Consider the following 15,748-nt stretch of genomic DNA (forward strand, 5'->3'; position numbering starts at 1 on the left):
GCGGGCAACGAGCCAAACGAACGCGCTTGCGCGTTCACTTGGCGACTGCCGCGAGGGTCAAATATCCCGCCGTTCACGGCGTTTCAAGTTTGATGCCCCGTTGCTTGCGGCGGGGTTTTTGACTGCCATATCTCCCCCTATTCATTATAAGGGGTACCTTTCAAATAATTTATGAAATATACTTGATATTTTGGTAATATCTTTAACTTAGCCCCTTCCATACCTCCCCGTCAGACAAAACCGCTCCGGGTGCAGATAAAATTTCTGAGTGCAGTCCGCCTTGCGCCCCTCCCCTCCCTGTGCTACAATCGAACAAAAGGTAACCGTTCCGACAGGTCCTGGCATTCGCCGCGCATAACGTGTGAAAACGCGGCGGCAGGCATCCCACCGCTTCGGAACGGTTTTGTAAAAAAAGAGAAGGAGGGATCCGCATGGACGGAGAAAACCGCAGAAAGACTCTTCTTGAACTTCTTGCCGCTGCCGGGGAACCCTTATCCGGATCCGCACTGGCTAAAAGGCTGGGGGTAAGCCGTCAGGTAATCGTACAGGATATCGCCTTACTACGGGCAACCAACCGCGACATCCTGTCCACCGCCAGGGGATACCTGCTTTATTCGCCCCCCGCGGCACGCTGCAACCGCTGCTTTATGGTTTCCCATACCACGGAACAGATTGCCGACGAACTGAATACCATCGTGGATCTGGGAGGTAAGGTGCTGGATGTTGTCATCACACATCCTATATACGGTACCATCACGGTGAACCTTATTATTTCCAGCCGGAAAGACGTACAGGAATTTGTCCATAAAATAAACACCAGACAGACGAAACCCCTGAAGGAACTTACGGATGACATCCACTACCACACAGTGGAAGCCGAAAGCGAAGCGATCCTGGACTCCATAGAAAAGGCGCTGGCAGAAAAAAAGTACTTGCTTTCATAACCCTTATGTGCTATTTTATACCTCAAGGTGACAAGACACCTGTATTTACATGTGTCAAATCACATATTCCGGCTTCCTCAGCAAAGGAAGCCGGAACATGTACATAACATGCCCGTAAGGGTAGCAGAACGTAACCGTTCAGACAGTTCTTAAGAGGGGAAAAGAGTATGGAAAAAGGAAAGAAACTCTGCAACCGGATATTTATCGACGGCCTTTCCGGTATGGCGCAGGGCCTGTTTGCCACGCTTCTGGTCGGAACAATACTGGAGCAGGCAGGAAATCTGATAGGCGGCAGCATCGGCGCCTATATCATTGTAGTTGCCACCGTTGCCAAAAAACTCACAGGGGCCGGAATCGGAATCGGCGTAGCCAGCAAATTCAAAATGCCGCCTCTTGTAACCGTATCCGCCGCCGCAGCCGGCATGATAGGCGCTTATGCCAAAACCATCATCGGCGGCACCATCCTCACGGAAGGGGTATTCACCCTCGCCGGCGTAGGGGAGCCTCTTGGCGCTTTTGTTGCGGCATATCTGGCGGTGGAGATCGGCGGGCTTGTGGCAGGAAAAACCAAGGTGGATATTCTGGTAACCCCGATCACCACGATTGCGGCAGGTTCTCTTGTCGGTTTATCCATCGGTGTTCCTATCGCCGCCTTTATGACCAAGGTGGGGGAACTGATTAACTGGGGTGCCGTACAGCAGCCCTTCTGGGCAGGCATCATCGTTTCCGCCCTGATGGGAATCGCCCTCACCCTTCCCATCAGCTCTGCCGCCATCGGCGTATCCTTAAACCTGAGCGGAATCGCTGCCGGCGCGGCCGCTGTTGGCTGTGCCGCAAATATGGTAGGTTTTGCCGTGGCATCCTTCCGGGAAAACAAAACCGGCGGGCTGGTAGCCCAGGGACTGGGGACCTCCATGCTGCAGATGCCCAACATCATCCGCAAGCCGGTTATCTGGCTGCCCGCCATTTTTGCCAGCATTATCCTCGGCCCCATTTCCACCTGCGTCCTGCAGATGACCAACAACGCCACCGGATCCGGTATGGGGACCTGCGGGCTTGTAGGCCAGATCATGGCCTTCCAGACCATGACCGGGGAGGGAATGGGCGCGGCTCTGGTCCTGATCCAGATAATCCTTATGCATGTCATCGCCCCTGCCGTCCTGGCCCTTGTGTTCAGCGAACTCATGCGCAGGAAAGGCTGGATTAAGCCCGGCGATATGAAGCTGGATATCTGATCCGGAACCGGAAAAACACCATGCCCGCCATTTTGACAATGGTACGGCATGGTGTTTTTCTGTCATCCGTCTGATCGGTTCCTGCATGGAATGGATTTTCAGGCACTCTCTATTCCTCCCAAAAATCATCCAGCTCCTTCAAAGCCTTCTTCAGTTCCTCCCTGCCTTCTTCAATCCGGCTCTTGTCCCTGGTATCCAGCGCTTCTTCAAATTTCCGCAGCTCCCTCTCCACCAGCCGGCGTTTATCGCCCAGGCTTTCCTCATAAAGCCGTTCACATTGTAAACGCAGAAGTTTATTTTCCTCCTGATCCCGGGGATGGATTTTTAAAAAGGAGAGTTCGCGGAAGCGTTCTTCGATCTCTTCTTCCGTCATGCCGTCCTCTTCCCCTTTTATGATTTTCCTGGTCTGCTCCCGGGTGGATACCACGGTGGCTTCCACCTCCAGGATGGAATTGATATCATAGGTATAGGTAATGTCTATGGCTTCTTCCCCGGCTTTGTTTTCAGGGACCTCCAACTCCACCTTACCCAGAAGAAGGTTGTTGGAGGCAAACCGGCTTTCTCCCTGGAGGACGGGGATGCTGATTTTCGTCTGGCCGTCATAAATCGTATAAAAGCGCTCCGTCCTGCTGGCGGGAATGACCGTATTGCGTTCTATAATCGGACAGAAATGCCCGCCTTCAAACTGCCCGGATATCCGTTCCTTCACCGCCACCTCCGTTCCCAGGGTAAAAGAACACACATCGGTCAGAATCACTTCCCGTATCGCTTTGTTCCGCTCCTTCATGGCCGCCTGTACCGCTGCTCCCAGGGCGACCGCTTCATCCGGATTAATATGGGTATCCGGCACCCTGCCGAATAGCCGTCCGATAAACTGACGGACAAGGGGAAGCTTCGTGGCGCCTCCCACCAGAACCACCTCGTCAATCTGGGACAGCCGGATTCCCGCATCCGAAAGGCTGCGTTTCACCGGTCCCCGGATTTTATCAAACAGAGGGGCACAGGCCTCCTCATATTCCGCTATTTTGAAGCTCTCTTCCATTTCTTCGCCGTCCAGGACACAGCGCATGACAGACACCCGCCCGGCCGAAAATCCCAGCTTGCAAAGCTCCGCCTGCTTCTTGATATACAGGCGTTTTTTCAGGCTTATGCTTTCTTCCGGGATGCCCCGGCGCTTCAGGAACAGGTCGTAGAGCACCTCCGTAAAATCCTCCCCGCCCAGGAAATTATCACCTGCTACGGCCCGCACCTCCAGGATCGGATCATACCTCTCCAGAATGGATACATCAAAGGTTCCGCCGCCCAAATCAAATACCAGGAACTTGCTGCCGCCCTTTTTTTCATACAGGCCATAGGCGATTGCCGCTGCTGTGGGTTCGCTGATGATCCGTTCCACCTTAAGCCCTGCCAGCTCGCCCGCCCGTTTGGCGGCTTTCCTTCTCCTATCATTAAAGTAGGCGGGGACGCTGATTACAGCCTCCGTCACCTCTTCTCCCAGATAGCTTTCCGCATCCTCCTTCAGGGAACGCAGCACGAAGGAGGACAGTTCTTCTGCGGTGAATTCCCTTTTCCCCAGACGGTATTTCCTGCCGCTTCCCATGCTCCGCTTGAACACCTCCGCCGCCGTATCCGGATACAGCGCCAGCCGCTCCCCTGCGGTTTCTCCCACATATACCTGATCCTCTTCATCAATGCTCACGATGGACGGGGTAAGACGGTTTCCCAGACGGTTAGGAATTAGTTTCGGTCCTTCTTCCGTAAAATATGCTGCCAGACTGTTTGTCGTACCCAGATCAATTCCTATTATCATGCTCGTTATCCTTTCCGCCAAATACCTTCTTTTTCAGGAAAAAGCCCGGCTGCCGGTTCTTTGCCTCCGCTTCTTCCCTGCATGCCTCGAACCGGCTTCTCGTTGCGCTGTCACTGCCGTCAATTTCCAGCGCCGTCCTGTAATAAGTGCAGGCCGCCGCATAATCCCCCGCCGCTTCCGCCAGCAGGCCCTGCCCCGCATAATATTCCCAGCAGTCCCGGCTGCTGCAGTGCCGGCACATTCCGCTTTCCCCGCCGGCCGGCTCCTTCCCTCCGTCTTCCGGTCCCTTCAGGCACGGGGTCATGGCCCGGAAACAGTCCGACGCTTCGGTAAGGCGTCCTGAAAAGTAATAGATCTTGCCCAACAGATACAGCCTGGCATTCCTGTATTTTTTCATGCCCAGATAAGCCCGGAGCGAGCCGTATTCCTTCTCCCAGATGCCGATAACCTTATCCCCATAGCTGCGGGCCGCCTTCCAGCTGCCCCTGGTCCCCAGGATCTGCGTCATCACCCGGAGGCAGTCCGCATAAAGAGCATCGCTCTCCCGGAGGGATGCGATTGCGTTTTTCATAGTTTTCAGGGCCTTCCTGCTGTTTTTCATGTTCTCCAGATAAAGCTCCGCCAGCTCCATACAGGCACGGGAATAGCCAGGCTCCTCCTGCAGGGCCTTTTCACATATCTCTTCCGCCTTCCCATATGCCTCCTTCAGCCGGTAAATCCCGGCCAGCTTCACCAGATAATAGGCCCGGCGTATATTTTTCAGCTTCAGGATATCTTCGGTTTCCCGGACAGCCCTGTCAAGCATCTCTTCCGTCCCGATTTTGCAGTAAAGCTCCGCCAAATCCCAGCGCACCGACGCATTTTCCGGGAACTCGGCTTTATTCTGCTCATAGGCGGCTGCTGCCTTGTCAAACCGGCGCATCCGCTCATAGCAGTCCCCAAGCCCTCTGAAAAAGACAAGGGATTCCTTCGGTGTGCGCAGGGAAACCGCCTTCTCCAACAGCCGGGCCGCTTCCTCGTACCTGCCGCTGTATTTACAGGAACAGCCCCAATTATAATACGCATAGGCATTATCCGGATCCAGCTGTGCCGCTTTCTCAAAATCCGCTTCCGCCTTCTGCCACTGGCCGCTTTCTATAAAAAGCTGCCCCCGTTCAATATAGTAATAGGCTTCGGGCGTCTGCTCCAGCTGTTTATTGCTGTAAGCAAGCGCCTTGTCGTAGTCCTCCTTCTGCTCCCGCTGCCCGTATTTTTCCCGGTAGCAGGCCGCCAGCCTTCCGTAAGCCCGGGGATGTGCGGGATTCAGGCGCACTGCCTGCTCCAGGCATTCGATTTCCTTATCCTCCCGGGAGGTATTCTTATAGCAGGCCGCCATATCCGTCCAGATATCCGCATTTTCCGGGAGGATTTCCCTTACCTCTTCATAAGCTTCCAGCGCCTTGGACCAGGAACCGTTCTGGTAAAGCAGATCTCCCTTCACCCAGATATGGGTATAGGAAGGATCCAGACGGACAGCCGCCCCGATCCGATCCAGGGCCGCTTTGAGATCCCCCATGCCTGCCTGGCACAGGGCCATTTCCCGGAAAACCTCCGCTTCCTGCTGTTCCAGCTTTTCTCTTTCTTTTTCCGGCAGGACGCCGTTCTCCGCCTTCTCCTTCAGCTGCTTCTCCTCCTCTTCCAGCCCGGAAAGAAGCGCTGCGGCCAGCCGGTACACTTCCTCATTAGCTTCCTTTCCCTCCGCCGTCATCCGCCGCACCTTTATCCGCAGCAGCTCCAGCTTCCTGCTGGTTACACCCGCTTCCTCCGCCTGATCCAGAATATGCAGCGCATCCTTATACTGCCGGTACCTGTGGAAAACCTCGGCCGCCAGTTCATACGGCTTTGCCAGTCCCGCATAGATCTCTTTTATGGCATAAAAATCATCCACTACCTGCTGGGCCATATGCAGTTCGTAATAAGCTTCCTGTCTGACCGCCAGCGCGGGCAGCCAGCCCTTATCCTTTTCCAGAATGCGGTCGCATACATCCACGCTTTCCTGATACCTTCCCAGCTTCAAAAGAACATCTGCCTCCATCTGGAAGAAATTCGTCTCCTCCTTGTGGGACAGCGCCTCCTTCACCGCCTCCAGGGCACCCGCATAATTTTCCTGCATTTTGCGGGAGGCCGCCAGAAGGCTGTATGCGGTTGCAAACCGGGCGGGCAGCTCCTGCTTTTGCGATTCCTCCTCCGGCTTTTCCCTGCGGATGCTTTCGATCCACTCCCCGAATTGCTTTTCCGCCAGGGAATACGCTTTTTCATTATAAAAAAAGCGTCCCAGCAGACTGTGGTATTCCGCCTCGTTTTTATCATCCGGGACAATCGTCTCCATCAGCCGGACTCCAAGCCGGTTTTCTTCGTTCTGCAGAAGGCACCAGCCCAGCTTGAAAAACAGGGACAAATCTTCCTTATCCGCCTCCCATTTTTCCCGGTAAACGGGAATCAGCCGTTTGTTCACTTCACGGATGGCCGTTCTCACATCAGGCGTATCATAGCCGCTGTCCAACAGATGGATCAAGCGTTTCTTCGCTTCCTCCTCTTTCCCGTGACCGCTCTCATACTGCCCGCAGCGAAGGCCTGCCATATAGTTATCGGGATCCGTTTCCAGAACCGCCAGAAAATCCCGGTAAGCCCCTTCCTCATCCCCCGCCGCCGCTTTCACCTGTCCGGAAATATCCCGCAGCCAGGCATCCTCCGGCGCTTTTTCCACAGCTGCCAGCAATCGTTCCCTTGCTTTTTCTGTTTCCTCCTGCTGTACCAGCACCGCCGCATAAACGGCATCCTGATAAGGATGGTAAACGCCGGTTTTCTCCAGATCGCGGTACAGGGCCTTCGTCTCCTCCGTCTTTCCCTCCCTCCAGGCATTCCGCATTTCATAGAAGCAGTTGAGCCAGGTATCATAATCCCCATCCTCCGGCCCTTCAAACAGCCGGAAAGGGAACCACTCCTCCTGGGTGCATTTGCTCTGGATATAGGTAAGAAAATCCTCCGGGAAACGCCTCCGCAGATCCTCCATATCCTCCTGCAGGGACAGCTTTTCATCCACAATCTTCCATATGTTCCCCGGAAGCCGGAAATGATCCGTCAAAAACTGCAGCAAAGCTTCCCTGGCGTCCAGCATAGTCTCCAGGTTTACACAGACCTCCCTGTTAAGCAAGTCCCTCCAGCGCAGCTCATCCGTCCGAAGCGGCAGCCGGGCATAGACTTCCCGGATCTCCGAAAGCCAGTCCCCTACCGGCCCCTCCCAGATTTCCTCCGCCGCCCGATCCTCTTCTGACGCCAGACGCAGCGCCTGTTCAAAAGCCTCCCGCAGCCGTTTAAACCCCTCCGGATCATCCTCGGGATTGGTGCGGACCAGCTTTTGCCGGTATGCCCTCTTAATCTCCTCTTCGTCCTTCGTAGCCTCTGTTTCCAGAACCAGCCAAACCTGCTTTTCATCCATAGTAATACCGTCCTTTTTATGCTGTCAACATGTTCCCATTTTAATCCCGTTTGCCCCCGGGATCAACAAAATCCGGGAATAAAATCCCCGGATTTTGAAATCAGCTGCCCTGAAAGGTAAGGACGGACGGCATTCCCTGATGCCCTGAATTTCCCGAACCATAGTTTATAAAACTTCCATCCGAAAACATCATTTCAGAGGCGCTCTTTTTCTCCAACCCCTTTTTTCTGTGATACTGCTTTTTCTTCTCCGGCATATCGGAAATAGAAAATGGCATTTTGTATAGTTCCGATACAAATGCCGCGTACTCCTCCATGCCGGACCCCCCTCGCTGTCATACCTTCTTCTCCTTTTCCCATTATATTTGCAAAAAACTAACAAAAATCTATAAATAATAGTATCAATTTTTGGCTTTTTGTCAATGATAATGGGAGATCCCGTCAAATGTTGGGAGATTCCGTCTTATTGATTACGGAATGAACCGTAACGTTTATGTATTACGAAAAAGCATGACTTCCGCACAAAAACAGCCGTTTTCCTCCGAAAACCGGACACATCCGTTATACTGGGACGCAATCCTGCGGATAATCCGGATTCCGTAACCATGGACATCCTTGTCCTCCTTCTGGGTAAGCAGATCCGAATTGGTGTCCAGGACCGAGGCCGCAAGCGCATTTTTCACCTGGATGAGCAGCTTGTGGGGATCCCCTTTGATAAACAGTTCCAGCTTCCGCCTCTCCGCAGGCAGTTTCAGGCTTGCCTCCACGGCATTGTCTATCAGATTTCCTATCAGGTTGCAGCAATCCACATTATTGATTCCTTCCAGGCCGGCGGTGACGGTATGGCAGACCTGTATTCCTTTTTTGGCCGCAAAATTAAGTTTGTAGCAGAGCATGGAATCCACAAACCCGTTTCCCGTGGTTACCACATAATCCTCCCGGTTCACCACCTCCAGAATCTCAGACACATACTGTTCCACTTCCCTGCTCTTCCCCTGCCCGGCCAGATTGCTGATAAGCTGGTAGGAATGCCGGATGTCGTGACGCAGTTGCTTAAGTTCTTCAATCTGATCATAGGCCTGTTCCAGGTGGTTCTCATAATACATCACTCTCTGCCGGAGCATTTTGTTATCCGAAGCCAGCTCATTTTTCTGGTTCAGCTTCTCCAACAGATAAAAGGTAATGCCGTTCATCACCACCAGGCACAGCAGGGAAAGGATGAACAGATAGGCCTTCCATTCCCTGTTGATATTCCCGTAGCTGATGAGGTGGATGATAGCAAAGGAGGCCGCCGACATGAACAGGTTGGACAGCACCACTCCCTTTTCCAGCAATTTCATCTGGACCCGGTATTTCCCCTCCGTCCTGAGAATCCAGCCGAGCATGACCACCAGAAAGCCTCTCTGCAGGATCATAACCGCTATATGATGCCATCCATGCCCGTTATATAACTCCTGTGCAGTCCATCCGCCGCTGCGCGCCGTTATGAAAAAAGCCGCGAGAAGGGTAAGCATTTTAACGCAAAGGACCAGCAGGCAGGCTTTCAGCTTCTGACCGAAGCCTCCGTTCAGGAAAAAGATGGAAAACAGGATCAGGCAGGGCATATAGGCCGCACCGATAAAAACCAGATACCGCGGAATATAGGGGGACAAGGTACACAGAACCGCCATTACCATCGTCTGGAATACCAGCACCTGTCTCTGATGCTCTTTACATTTACAGCCGCAGAAGCGGAGAAGAAAATAAGAGACACTGAAGGCTTCCAGAAAGAACAGCATATTTTGCGTCACATTCAGCATGAGCGCATTCATAGCACGCTCCTGGTATAAGCGAAATACGTTTCCAGAATATCCCGTTTGTAGTTCCGCCCGATTTCCAGATAACCTATCTTATCACCGAACACTTCATTTTTCACCGTATCGATTGTCTGTATGTAGCTCATGTTGACCAATATCCGCTTATGGATCCTGACAAAGTGGTAATCCTCCAGCTCCTTTTCCGTATCCCTCATCGTGCCACGAATCTTAATATTTTCACCCGTATTCAGGATATAGACCATATAGTTGCCGTCGCTGATAAGATACAGGATATCCCTGCAGCGCACGCTCCGTTTCCGTTTATAAGGCAGCTCCAATATAAATTCCTTTTCTTCCAGCCGGAATTCCCTGACCTTTTCGAAAATCTTTTCCATATCCTTATGCATACCCTCCAAGTCCCGTTTCCGAACAAAATAAAACGGACGGTAATCAAAGGAGTCAAACACCAGTTCTTCCCTGGAAGTGACGAATACCAGGAACGGCTTGCTGTCCCTTTCACCGATTCTTCCGGCAGCTTCAAATCCGTTCATACCCGGCATGGATATATCCAGGAAAATAATCTGAAACGGCTTTTTATGATGCGCCTCCAGCAGGCAGTTTCCTTTTGTAAAGCAGCATATTTCAAAGGGTTCAGACAGCCTTTCCGCTTCTTTTCCCACCATTTCCGATAAAATCCCCAACATCTCCCTGACATCATCACATACTGCAATACGTACCATTTTCAAGCCTCCCATTCTTTCTGGCAACATTTCTATTATAGCGTAAACCATCCTCTTTTAACAGCATAAAAATAAGGCAGCTTAGGAAACGGGGATGCCGCAGGGCACAAAGGGCCGTCTGAACGGTTACTATCTGTCCGGACAAAAAAGCCGCTCTTATACGAACAAAAACGGCACCGGATACAGGTTGGCAAGCTTCCTGTTCCGGCACCGCCGTCTTATTTTATCTCCATTTAAGCTAAAAAGTCTTCTATGATAACGGCTTCCGCCTCTTCCTCCGTCATGCCGAAGGTACGCAGCTTCAGTATCTGCTCATTGTTGATCCTGCCGATAGCCGCCTCATGGATAATCTGGGCATCGATATCCCTGGCGTTGATTTCGGGAATAGATGAAATCTGGGCCTTATCCATGATAATGGAATCGCACTGCACATGGGCGTGGCATAACGCGTTGCCTATGGCAATGGGATGGAACGTCTGGATGGAATGCCCTTTCGCCACGGAACGGGAAACGATCTGGGCGGAACTTCCTGCACCATTCATTTCCACCGTCATATCGGATACCGCAGTCTGGTTGTCATGGGTCATCAGCTTTTCCATCACATACAGCCTGGCATCCGCCTCCATATGAACCTCCGTCTTGCGCACCGTGGAATCCACGCCGCCGATTTGGGCGGTATCCAGGGTAAAGACCGCGCCTTCCTCCAGATAGATCTGTGTCACGGGGTTCAGGATCTTTTCCCCGGTTCCTTTTCCCTCTCCGTAATGCTTTTCCGCATAGGTCACATTGGCATTTTTTCCCACATGGAAAGCGTGGATGCCATCGTGGCGGCTGTCATTGCAGCCGTCATTATGGATCCCGCAGCCAGCTACAATAATAACACTGGCTCCATCCTCCACGTAAAAATCATTATAAACCACATCGGTAATGCCCGAAGCGGAAACCACCACCGGGATATGGACCTGCTCTCCCTGTGCTTCCCTGCTGATATAAACGTCAATCCCCTGCTTGTCCTCTTTCCTCCGGATCCTGATATGCTCCGTATCCCCATGACAAAGGGGCTGCCCGTTATACCGCAGATTATAGGCGCCTTCCTGCTTAAAGCCCATATCATCTATTTTCTGTAATACGCCGTCAGTAACTGCATCCAGCTTCATTGCCGTTTCCTCCTTCCCTGTCCAGACATGCACAGCCGGCCCCGTCAAGGAAAAGCTGAGGGGCGATTTCCTCTTTGCTGCCGCAGCTCTCCACACGTCCGTCCCGCACCACCATAATACGGTCAGCCATACGGATGATCCGCTCCTGGTGGGAAATCAGGACCAGGCTTTCCTTCTTTTCCCTGTGGATCTGCTCAAACTGTTTCACCAGCATGGAAAAACTCCACAGATCAATTCCCGCCTCCGGTTCGTCAAAGATACTCACCTTATGGTCCTTTGCCATTACTGTGGCTATCTCCACTCTCTTTCTTTCCCCGCCCGACAACGTCGCATCCACTTCCCTGTCCAGATATTCCCTGGCACAAAGCCCAACGCTGCTAAGCAGCCGGCAGCTCACATGCTCCGGAAGCTCAGCTCCCGCCGCCAGATTCAAAAGACGGCGGACAGTCATCCCCTTAAAAGCAGGGGGCTGCTGAAATGCAAAGCCGATTCCCGCATTGGCTCTCTCGTCAATACCCATGGGAGTGACATCCCTCCCGTCCAGAAGGATCGTCCCTTCCGTTTCTTTGATAATCCCCATAAGGAGCTTGGCTATGGTAGACTTACCGCCTCCGTTCGGGCCTGTAATTACCAGCATCTCCCCGTCGTTCACGGTAAAACTGATATCGGTAACAATAGGAAGCGTTTCCTGGTTTTCCGTCACCGTGTATGAAAGATGTTTTACTTCAAGCATAGATACACCTCTTCTCTTTCTTAAAAGGAAAAATACAGGCAGAGAATTCCCCTGCCTGTGCCTTTTCCAAACTGCAAGTGTGCGCTCCGGCACACATATTTTATTGTACACAATACGGTTATACATTGCAAGTACAAGTTTACCATAAAATGGCTGGTAAAAAATGGCTGGCTGTGTAACCGCTCAGATGCCGCAGGATTCAAAGGGCATCCGAACGGCTACCCGGCTGTTACATTTCAATCACACAATCAGGCTCCACTTTGCGGCATACCGCCGCCACTTCCTTCATGATGCTGTCAAAACGGCTCTCCTGGGCATCAATGGTAAGCTTCTGCGCCATAAAGCTGACATTGGCATCATTTACGCCATCTATCTTCTTAATGGCCTCTTCCATTTTGGCAGCGCAGTTTGCACAGTCTAAGTCGGTGAGATTGAATTTTTTCTTCATATAATAGCCTCCTGTATAGAAATCACTTTAACATATGATTAATTGTTCATATGATTATATTATACAAAGACACTTTTCTTGTCAACTGTTTTTCAAAAATTTTCAGTAAAATGACAGAAGATTATAACAGTTCAGACAAGTCTGAACTGTTACAAGATTACAATTCACGGCCGCACTGTGACAAAAGCACGGCAATAAAATAGGTCAGCACTATATTACTCAGCAATTCCTCCGCCGCCCGGGGCATCCAGAGGAGGAGGAAAGGAATTGTTTTCCAGGCCGCCCCTATGGTTTCCCGCAGAATAACCGTGTTAACCGTAGTAACCGCAAGGCCGGAAACCACCATAACCACGAGCAGCTGGGGGATTTTCCTCTGCCCTTTGCCGGAACGGAGTTTTCCGGACAGGATTAAATCACCCGCGAGCAAAAGGATTCCCAGGATGGCACTTCCTGTCACCCCTGCTGCCGCCGGCTCCATCCCCTCCCCTGACGCCAGGCCGCTGCTCACACCCAGCACCAGCAAAACCGCAGAACCGGCGGCGATAAGAAGCCGCATCCGCCCGCTATCCTTCGTTTGCAGCCATCGCCACAGAAGCCCCCTGAGAAAGCCCCCTGCCGCCGCAGTCACAGTCAGCAGGGGAAGATATGCCCCTACAGGCTTGATAAGATAGCCAAGGAAATCGGAAAGGCCGGAAACCGCCGCTCCGTACACAGGCCCGAAAAGAAAAGCCGGAAGGATGGAGAAAATACCGGAGATTCCGATACGCAGCCCATTTTGTCCGAATAAGGGAAAATCAAAGGTCAGCGTTGTTTTCAAAACAAGAGAAATACTTAACAATACCGCAGAAATGGTGATGCGGCGTACCGAAAAAGATACTCCATTCATAAAAAAACACCTCCTGTCATGCAGACTGGCCACATAACAAGAGGCAGGAATATTCCGCCGCTTCTTCTTATGCGGCAGCGGGATGCGAACTATGCAGCGTAAGCCGGAAAGGCTTTTCGTCCCTCTGACAACTCCCCGTTCAGAAGGCACCCGGATCCCTGATCCACGTACAAATTTCTACTCTGCCCATAACTTGTATTTTAGTATCCTTATAATCATCACACAAAAGGAGAAAACTCGTAACCGCTCAGACAGCCTTTGTGCCCTCCGCCCCAGAGAAAAACCGGGAGGTGAAACGGAAATACAAAACGATAACTACCCCTGGAAAGGCTCCGTAAAATACCCCATATAAGAAACCGGTTCTCCCCCGTCCCGCAAATGCCCCGTATCCCCGGCCATCTGACACCGGAAATAAGCGGTTCCCGGCGTTCTCTCCTCCGAAGCCAGCACCGTTACCGATGTGGGCGCCAGAAAAAAGCCGCTGGTGAGCACCACCGGTGAAATCCCCAGCAGATGGCTGCATAAAAACAAGGTTACCCCCATATGGCAAAACAGAACCACCGTGGCATTCCGATCCCCCGCCTCCGTCCTGTCCGTCCGGTAAAGGCCGCCTTCCCGCACATATCCGTACCGTTCCAGAAGCGCGTCCAGACAACCGCTGATCCGCTGATACTCCTCCTTTACATGACCGCTTTTCATCACGTCCGTATCCCCGAAACCATCCTTATCATACATAGCCGGAATGTTCGTCCAATACGCCGGGTAGAAATCCCAGGGAATCACATTCTCCCCCCGGGCAGGATCGGTTATCGGCCCGTGAAATTCCCGGAGCCATTCCCTAGTCTCCGCCTTGCGTCCCATCTTTGCAAGGCTCAGAGAGGCCGTATCCTGTGCCCTTCCCAAAGGAGATACATAAAAGTCCGTCACCTCCCATCCGCTCACCCGTTCCGCCAGAAGGGCTGCTTCTCTCCAGCCTTTTTGCGTCAACGTATCATTGGCATAATCCGGATCCCCGTGCCTTATAAAAATAATTCTCATTTTATTTACCTCTCTCGTCTGAACCGTTATCACTTTCCGTCACTCCACAAAATTCTGCAGCCAAACTCCTTTTTTCACAAGGATAAACCCAATCACACATTTAATGATATCCGCCATCTGGCAGAAAAGATACAGCGGTACGATAGGTAAGCCTGAAAAACGGCTCAAAAGGAAGGCGAGGGGAATGCTCACCACCCACATAAATGCGCTGTCGAAAAGGAAGGTAACAAAGGTCTTACCTCCGGAACGCAGTGTGAAATAACAGGCATGCATGAAGGCCTGGATGGGCATCACGAGGGCGGATATCCAAATAAACTGCTCCGCCAGACGCCGGACCTCCTCTGTAGTATTATACATCCGGGGAAAGAGGGGTGCGATGACGGCCATAACCGCCCCGATCCCCAGACAGCTCACCACGGAAAAGAAAATCAGTTTGGTATCCGTATCCTTTGCTTCTTCCATCTTACCGGCTCCCAGAAGCTGCCCGATAATAATGGCGACGGAATTGCCCAACGCAAGGAACACCACATTAAAAAGGTTGGAAATGGTGGAAGAAATATTCAGTCCGGCAATCACGGCAAGCCCGCGCATGGAATAACACTGCATCATAATCGCCATCCCTGCCGACCACAGCGTTTCGTTCAGCATCAGGGGCAGCCCCTTAATGACGATCTGGCCCACGAGATGGGACGGGATTTTGAGGGTACGGTATACCCCTTCCATATAAGGCGCCTTTTCCCTGTGCCGGTGGGTCCAGATTACCACAATCAGACATTCCACATACCGGGAAATAACCGTTGCAATAGCCGCTCCCACCACACCAAGGGCAGGTGCCCCCAGCTTCCCGTAAATCAGGATATAATTCAGCACAAGGTTCACCAGCACCGCCGCGATCCCGGCTTTCATGGGGAGCAGGGTTTCCCCGGCCTCCCGCAGCGTACTTGCATAGGTCTGGGCCAGCGCATAGGGTAACAGCCCCAGCAGCATCCACAGAAGATAGCGGTAGCCAAAGGACAGGGTCCTTGCCACATCTCCCGCTTCCGAGCTTTCATGGAGATAAAGGGAAATCAGGCTCTCTCCTCCCCCGATAAACACGGCTATCCCCAGCACCACCAGCCCGGCGCAGCACCACAGCTTGAAACGGAAGGCATTGCGAACCCCCTCATGGTTCCCGCAGCCATAAAACTGGGCGCCGAATATGCCGGCTCCTGAAATAGCCCCGAATATACATATGTTAAAGACAAACAGCAGCTGGTTTGCCACCGCCACGCCGGACATCTGCTCCGTGCCCACCTGCCCCACCATGATATTATCCAGAAGGCCTACAAAGTTTGTAATGCCGTTCTGTATCATGATAGGCACTGCCACCGACAGCACCAACTTATAAAAATCTCTGGTTCCGATAAATTTTTTTCTTATGCTCACTATCCATATCCCCTGTTATCAGTATTACAGCCCCGCATAATACGGGGCTGCCGTTTTGT

At 52.2% G+C, this 15,748-nt stretch carries 13 protein-coding genes and 1 riboswitch; of the genes, 2 read left to right on the forward strand and 11 right to left on the reverse strand.

What is annotated here, in order from left to right; translation table 11 throughout:
- Positions 1-431 precede the first annotated feature (431 nt).
- Both DXA36_RS13010 and DXA36_RS13015 read left to right on the forward strand, forming a co-directional pair.
- A complete protein-coding gene (locus DXA36_RS13010; protein ID WP_118679834.1) occupies positions 432-944 on the forward strand; it encodes a transcription repressor NadR in 513 nt (170 codons plus the stop codon).
- 167 nt (positions 945-1,111) lie between these two features.
- Positions 1,112-2,179 (forward strand): PTS transporter subunit IIC, encoded by a 1,068-nt coding sequence (locus DXA36_RS13015; protein ID WP_118679836.1) that lies wholly within the window; start codon positions 1,112-1,114, stop codon positions 2,177-2,179.
- A 109-nt stretch (positions 2,180-2,288) separates the two neighbouring features.
- Here the strand turns inward: DXA36_RS13015 and DXA36_RS13020 are convergent, their stop codons facing one another.
- The 11 genes from DXA36_RS13020 to DXA36_RS13070 form a co-directional block, all read right to left on the reverse strand.
- Positions 2,289-3,989 (reverse strand): Hsp70 family protein, encoded by a 1,701-nt coding sequence (locus DXA36_RS13020; protein ID WP_118679838.1) that lies wholly within the window; start codon positions 3,987-3,989, stop codon positions 2,289-2,291.
- Entirely contained in the window at positions 3,973-7,467 is a 3,495-nt protein-coding gene (locus tag DXA36_RS13025) for a tetratricopeptide repeat protein (protein ID WP_118679840.1), read from the reverse strand. Before DXA36_RS13025 ends, DXA36_RS13020 begins: the two co-directional genes overlap by 17 nt.
- Before the next feature lie 100 nt (positions 7,468-7,567).
- Positions 7,568-7,783, reverse strand: a complete 216-nt coding sequence (locus DXA36_RS13030; protein WP_118679842.1) for a hypothetical protein — start codon at positions 7,781-7,783, stop codon at positions 7,568-7,570.
- A gap of 174 nt (positions 7,784-7,957) precedes the next feature.
- Positions 7,958-9,277, reverse strand: a complete 1,320-nt coding sequence (locus DXA36_RS13035) for a sensor histidine kinase (protein WP_118679844.1) — start codon at positions 9,275-9,277, stop codon at positions 7,958-7,960.
- Positions 9,274-10,002: a LytR/AlgR family response regulator transcription factor gene (locus DXA36_RS13040; protein WP_182479058.1), complete on the reverse strand. Its 729-nt coding sequence runs from the start codon at positions 10,000-10,002 to the stop codon at positions 9,274-9,276. Before DXA36_RS13040 ends, DXA36_RS13035 begins: the two co-directional genes overlap by 4 nt.
- A 233-nt stretch (positions 10,003-10,235) precedes the next feature.
- Positions 10,236-11,159: a SufB/SufD family protein gene (locus DXA36_RS13045; protein ID WP_118679848.1), complete on the reverse strand. Its 924-nt coding sequence runs from the start codon at positions 11,157-11,159 to the stop codon at positions 10,236-10,238.
- Complete coding sequence (locus DXA36_RS13050) at positions 11,137-11,892, reverse strand: ABC transporter ATP-binding protein (RefSeq protein WP_118679850.1); 756 nt, start codon at positions 11,890-11,892, stop codon at positions 11,137-11,139. Before DXA36_RS13050 ends, DXA36_RS13045 begins: the two co-directional genes overlap by 23 nt.
- Before the next feature lie 229 nt (positions 11,893-12,121).
- Positions 12,122-12,340 carry a cation transporter gene (locus DXA36_RS13055; protein ID WP_118679852.1) on the reverse strand — a complete coding sequence of 73 codons (219 nt, stop codon included), beginning with the start codon at positions 12,338-12,340 and terminating at the stop codon, positions 12,122-12,124.
- Between the two features lie 157 nt (positions 12,341-12,497).
- Complete coding sequence (locus tag DXA36_RS13060; protein ID WP_118679854.1) at positions 12,498-13,226, reverse strand: folate family ECF transporter S component; 729 nt, start codon at positions 13,224-13,226, stop codon at positions 12,498-12,500.
- 73 nt (positions 13,227-13,299) lie between these two features.
- Positions 13,300-13,413: riboswitch (THF riboswitch) on the reverse strand.
- 128 nt (positions 13,414-13,541) lie between these two features.
- The gene (locus tag DXA36_RS13065; RefSeq protein ID WP_118679856.1) at positions 13,542-14,264 is read right to left on the reverse strand and encodes a histidine phosphatase family protein; all 723 of its coding nucleotides are present in this window, start codon (positions 14,262-14,264) and stop codon (positions 13,542-13,544) included.
- 39 nt (positions 14,265-14,303) lie between these two features.
- Positions 14,304-15,689 (reverse strand): MATE family efflux transporter, encoded by a 1,386-nt coding sequence (locus DXA36_RS13070; protein ID WP_118679858.1) that lies wholly within the window; start codon positions 15,687-15,689, stop codon positions 14,304-14,306.
- Positions 15,690-15,748 lie beyond the last annotated feature (59 nt).

The sequence above is a fragment of the Eisenbergiella sp. OF01-20 genome, assembly GCF_003478085.1.
GTDB lineage: Bacteria > Bacillota > Clostridia > Lachnospirales > Lachnospiraceae > Eisenbergiella.

Excerpts from the sequence above, each read along its gene's own strand:
- DXA36_RS13010 (WP_118679834.1), top strand. The coding sequence starts at position 432 with ATGGACGGAGAAAACCGCAGAAAGACTCTTCTTGAACTTCTTGCCGCT.
- DXA36_RS13015 (WP_118679836.1), top strand. The coding sequence starts at position 1,112 with ATGGAAAAAGGAAAGAAACTCTGCAACCGGATATTTATCGACGGCCTT.
- DXA36_RS13020 (WP_118679838.1), bottom strand. The coding sequence starts at position 3,989 with ATGATAATAGGAATTGATCTGGGTACGACAAACAGTCTGGCAGCATAT.
- DXA36_RS13025 (WP_118679840.1), bottom strand. The coding sequence starts at position 7,467 with ATGGATGAAAAGCAGGTTTGGCTGGTTCTGGAAACAGAGGCTACGAAG.
- DXA36_RS13030 (WP_118679842.1), bottom strand. The coding sequence starts at position 7,783 with ATGGAGGAGTACGCGGCATTTGTATCGGAACTATACAAAATGCCATTT.
- DXA36_RS13035 (WP_118679844.1), bottom strand. The coding sequence starts at position 9,277 with ATGAATGCGCTCATGCTGAATGTGACGCAAAATATGCTGTTCTTTCTG.
- DXA36_RS13040 (WP_182479058.1), bottom strand. The coding sequence starts at position 10,002 with ATGGTACGTATTGCAGTATGTGATGATGTCAGGGAGATGTTGGGGATT.
- DXA36_RS13045 (WP_118679848.1), bottom strand. The coding sequence starts at position 11,159 with ATGAAGCTGGATGCAGTTACTGACGGCGTATTACAGAAAATAGATGAT.
- DXA36_RS13050 (WP_118679850.1), bottom strand. The coding sequence starts at position 11,892 with ATGCTTGAAGTAAAACATCTTTCATACACGGTGACGGAAAACCAGGAA.
- DXA36_RS13055 (WP_118679852.1), bottom strand. The coding sequence starts at position 12,340 with ATGAAGAAAAAATTCAATCTCACCGACTTAGACTGTGCAAACTGCGCT.
- DXA36_RS13060 (WP_118679854.1), bottom strand. The coding sequence starts at position 13,226 with ATGAATGGAGTATCTTTTTCGGTACGCCGCATCACCATTTCTGCGGTA.
- DXA36_RS13065 (WP_118679856.1), bottom strand. The coding sequence starts at position 14,264 with ATGAGAATTATTTTTATAAGGCACGGGGATCCGGATTATGCCAATGAT.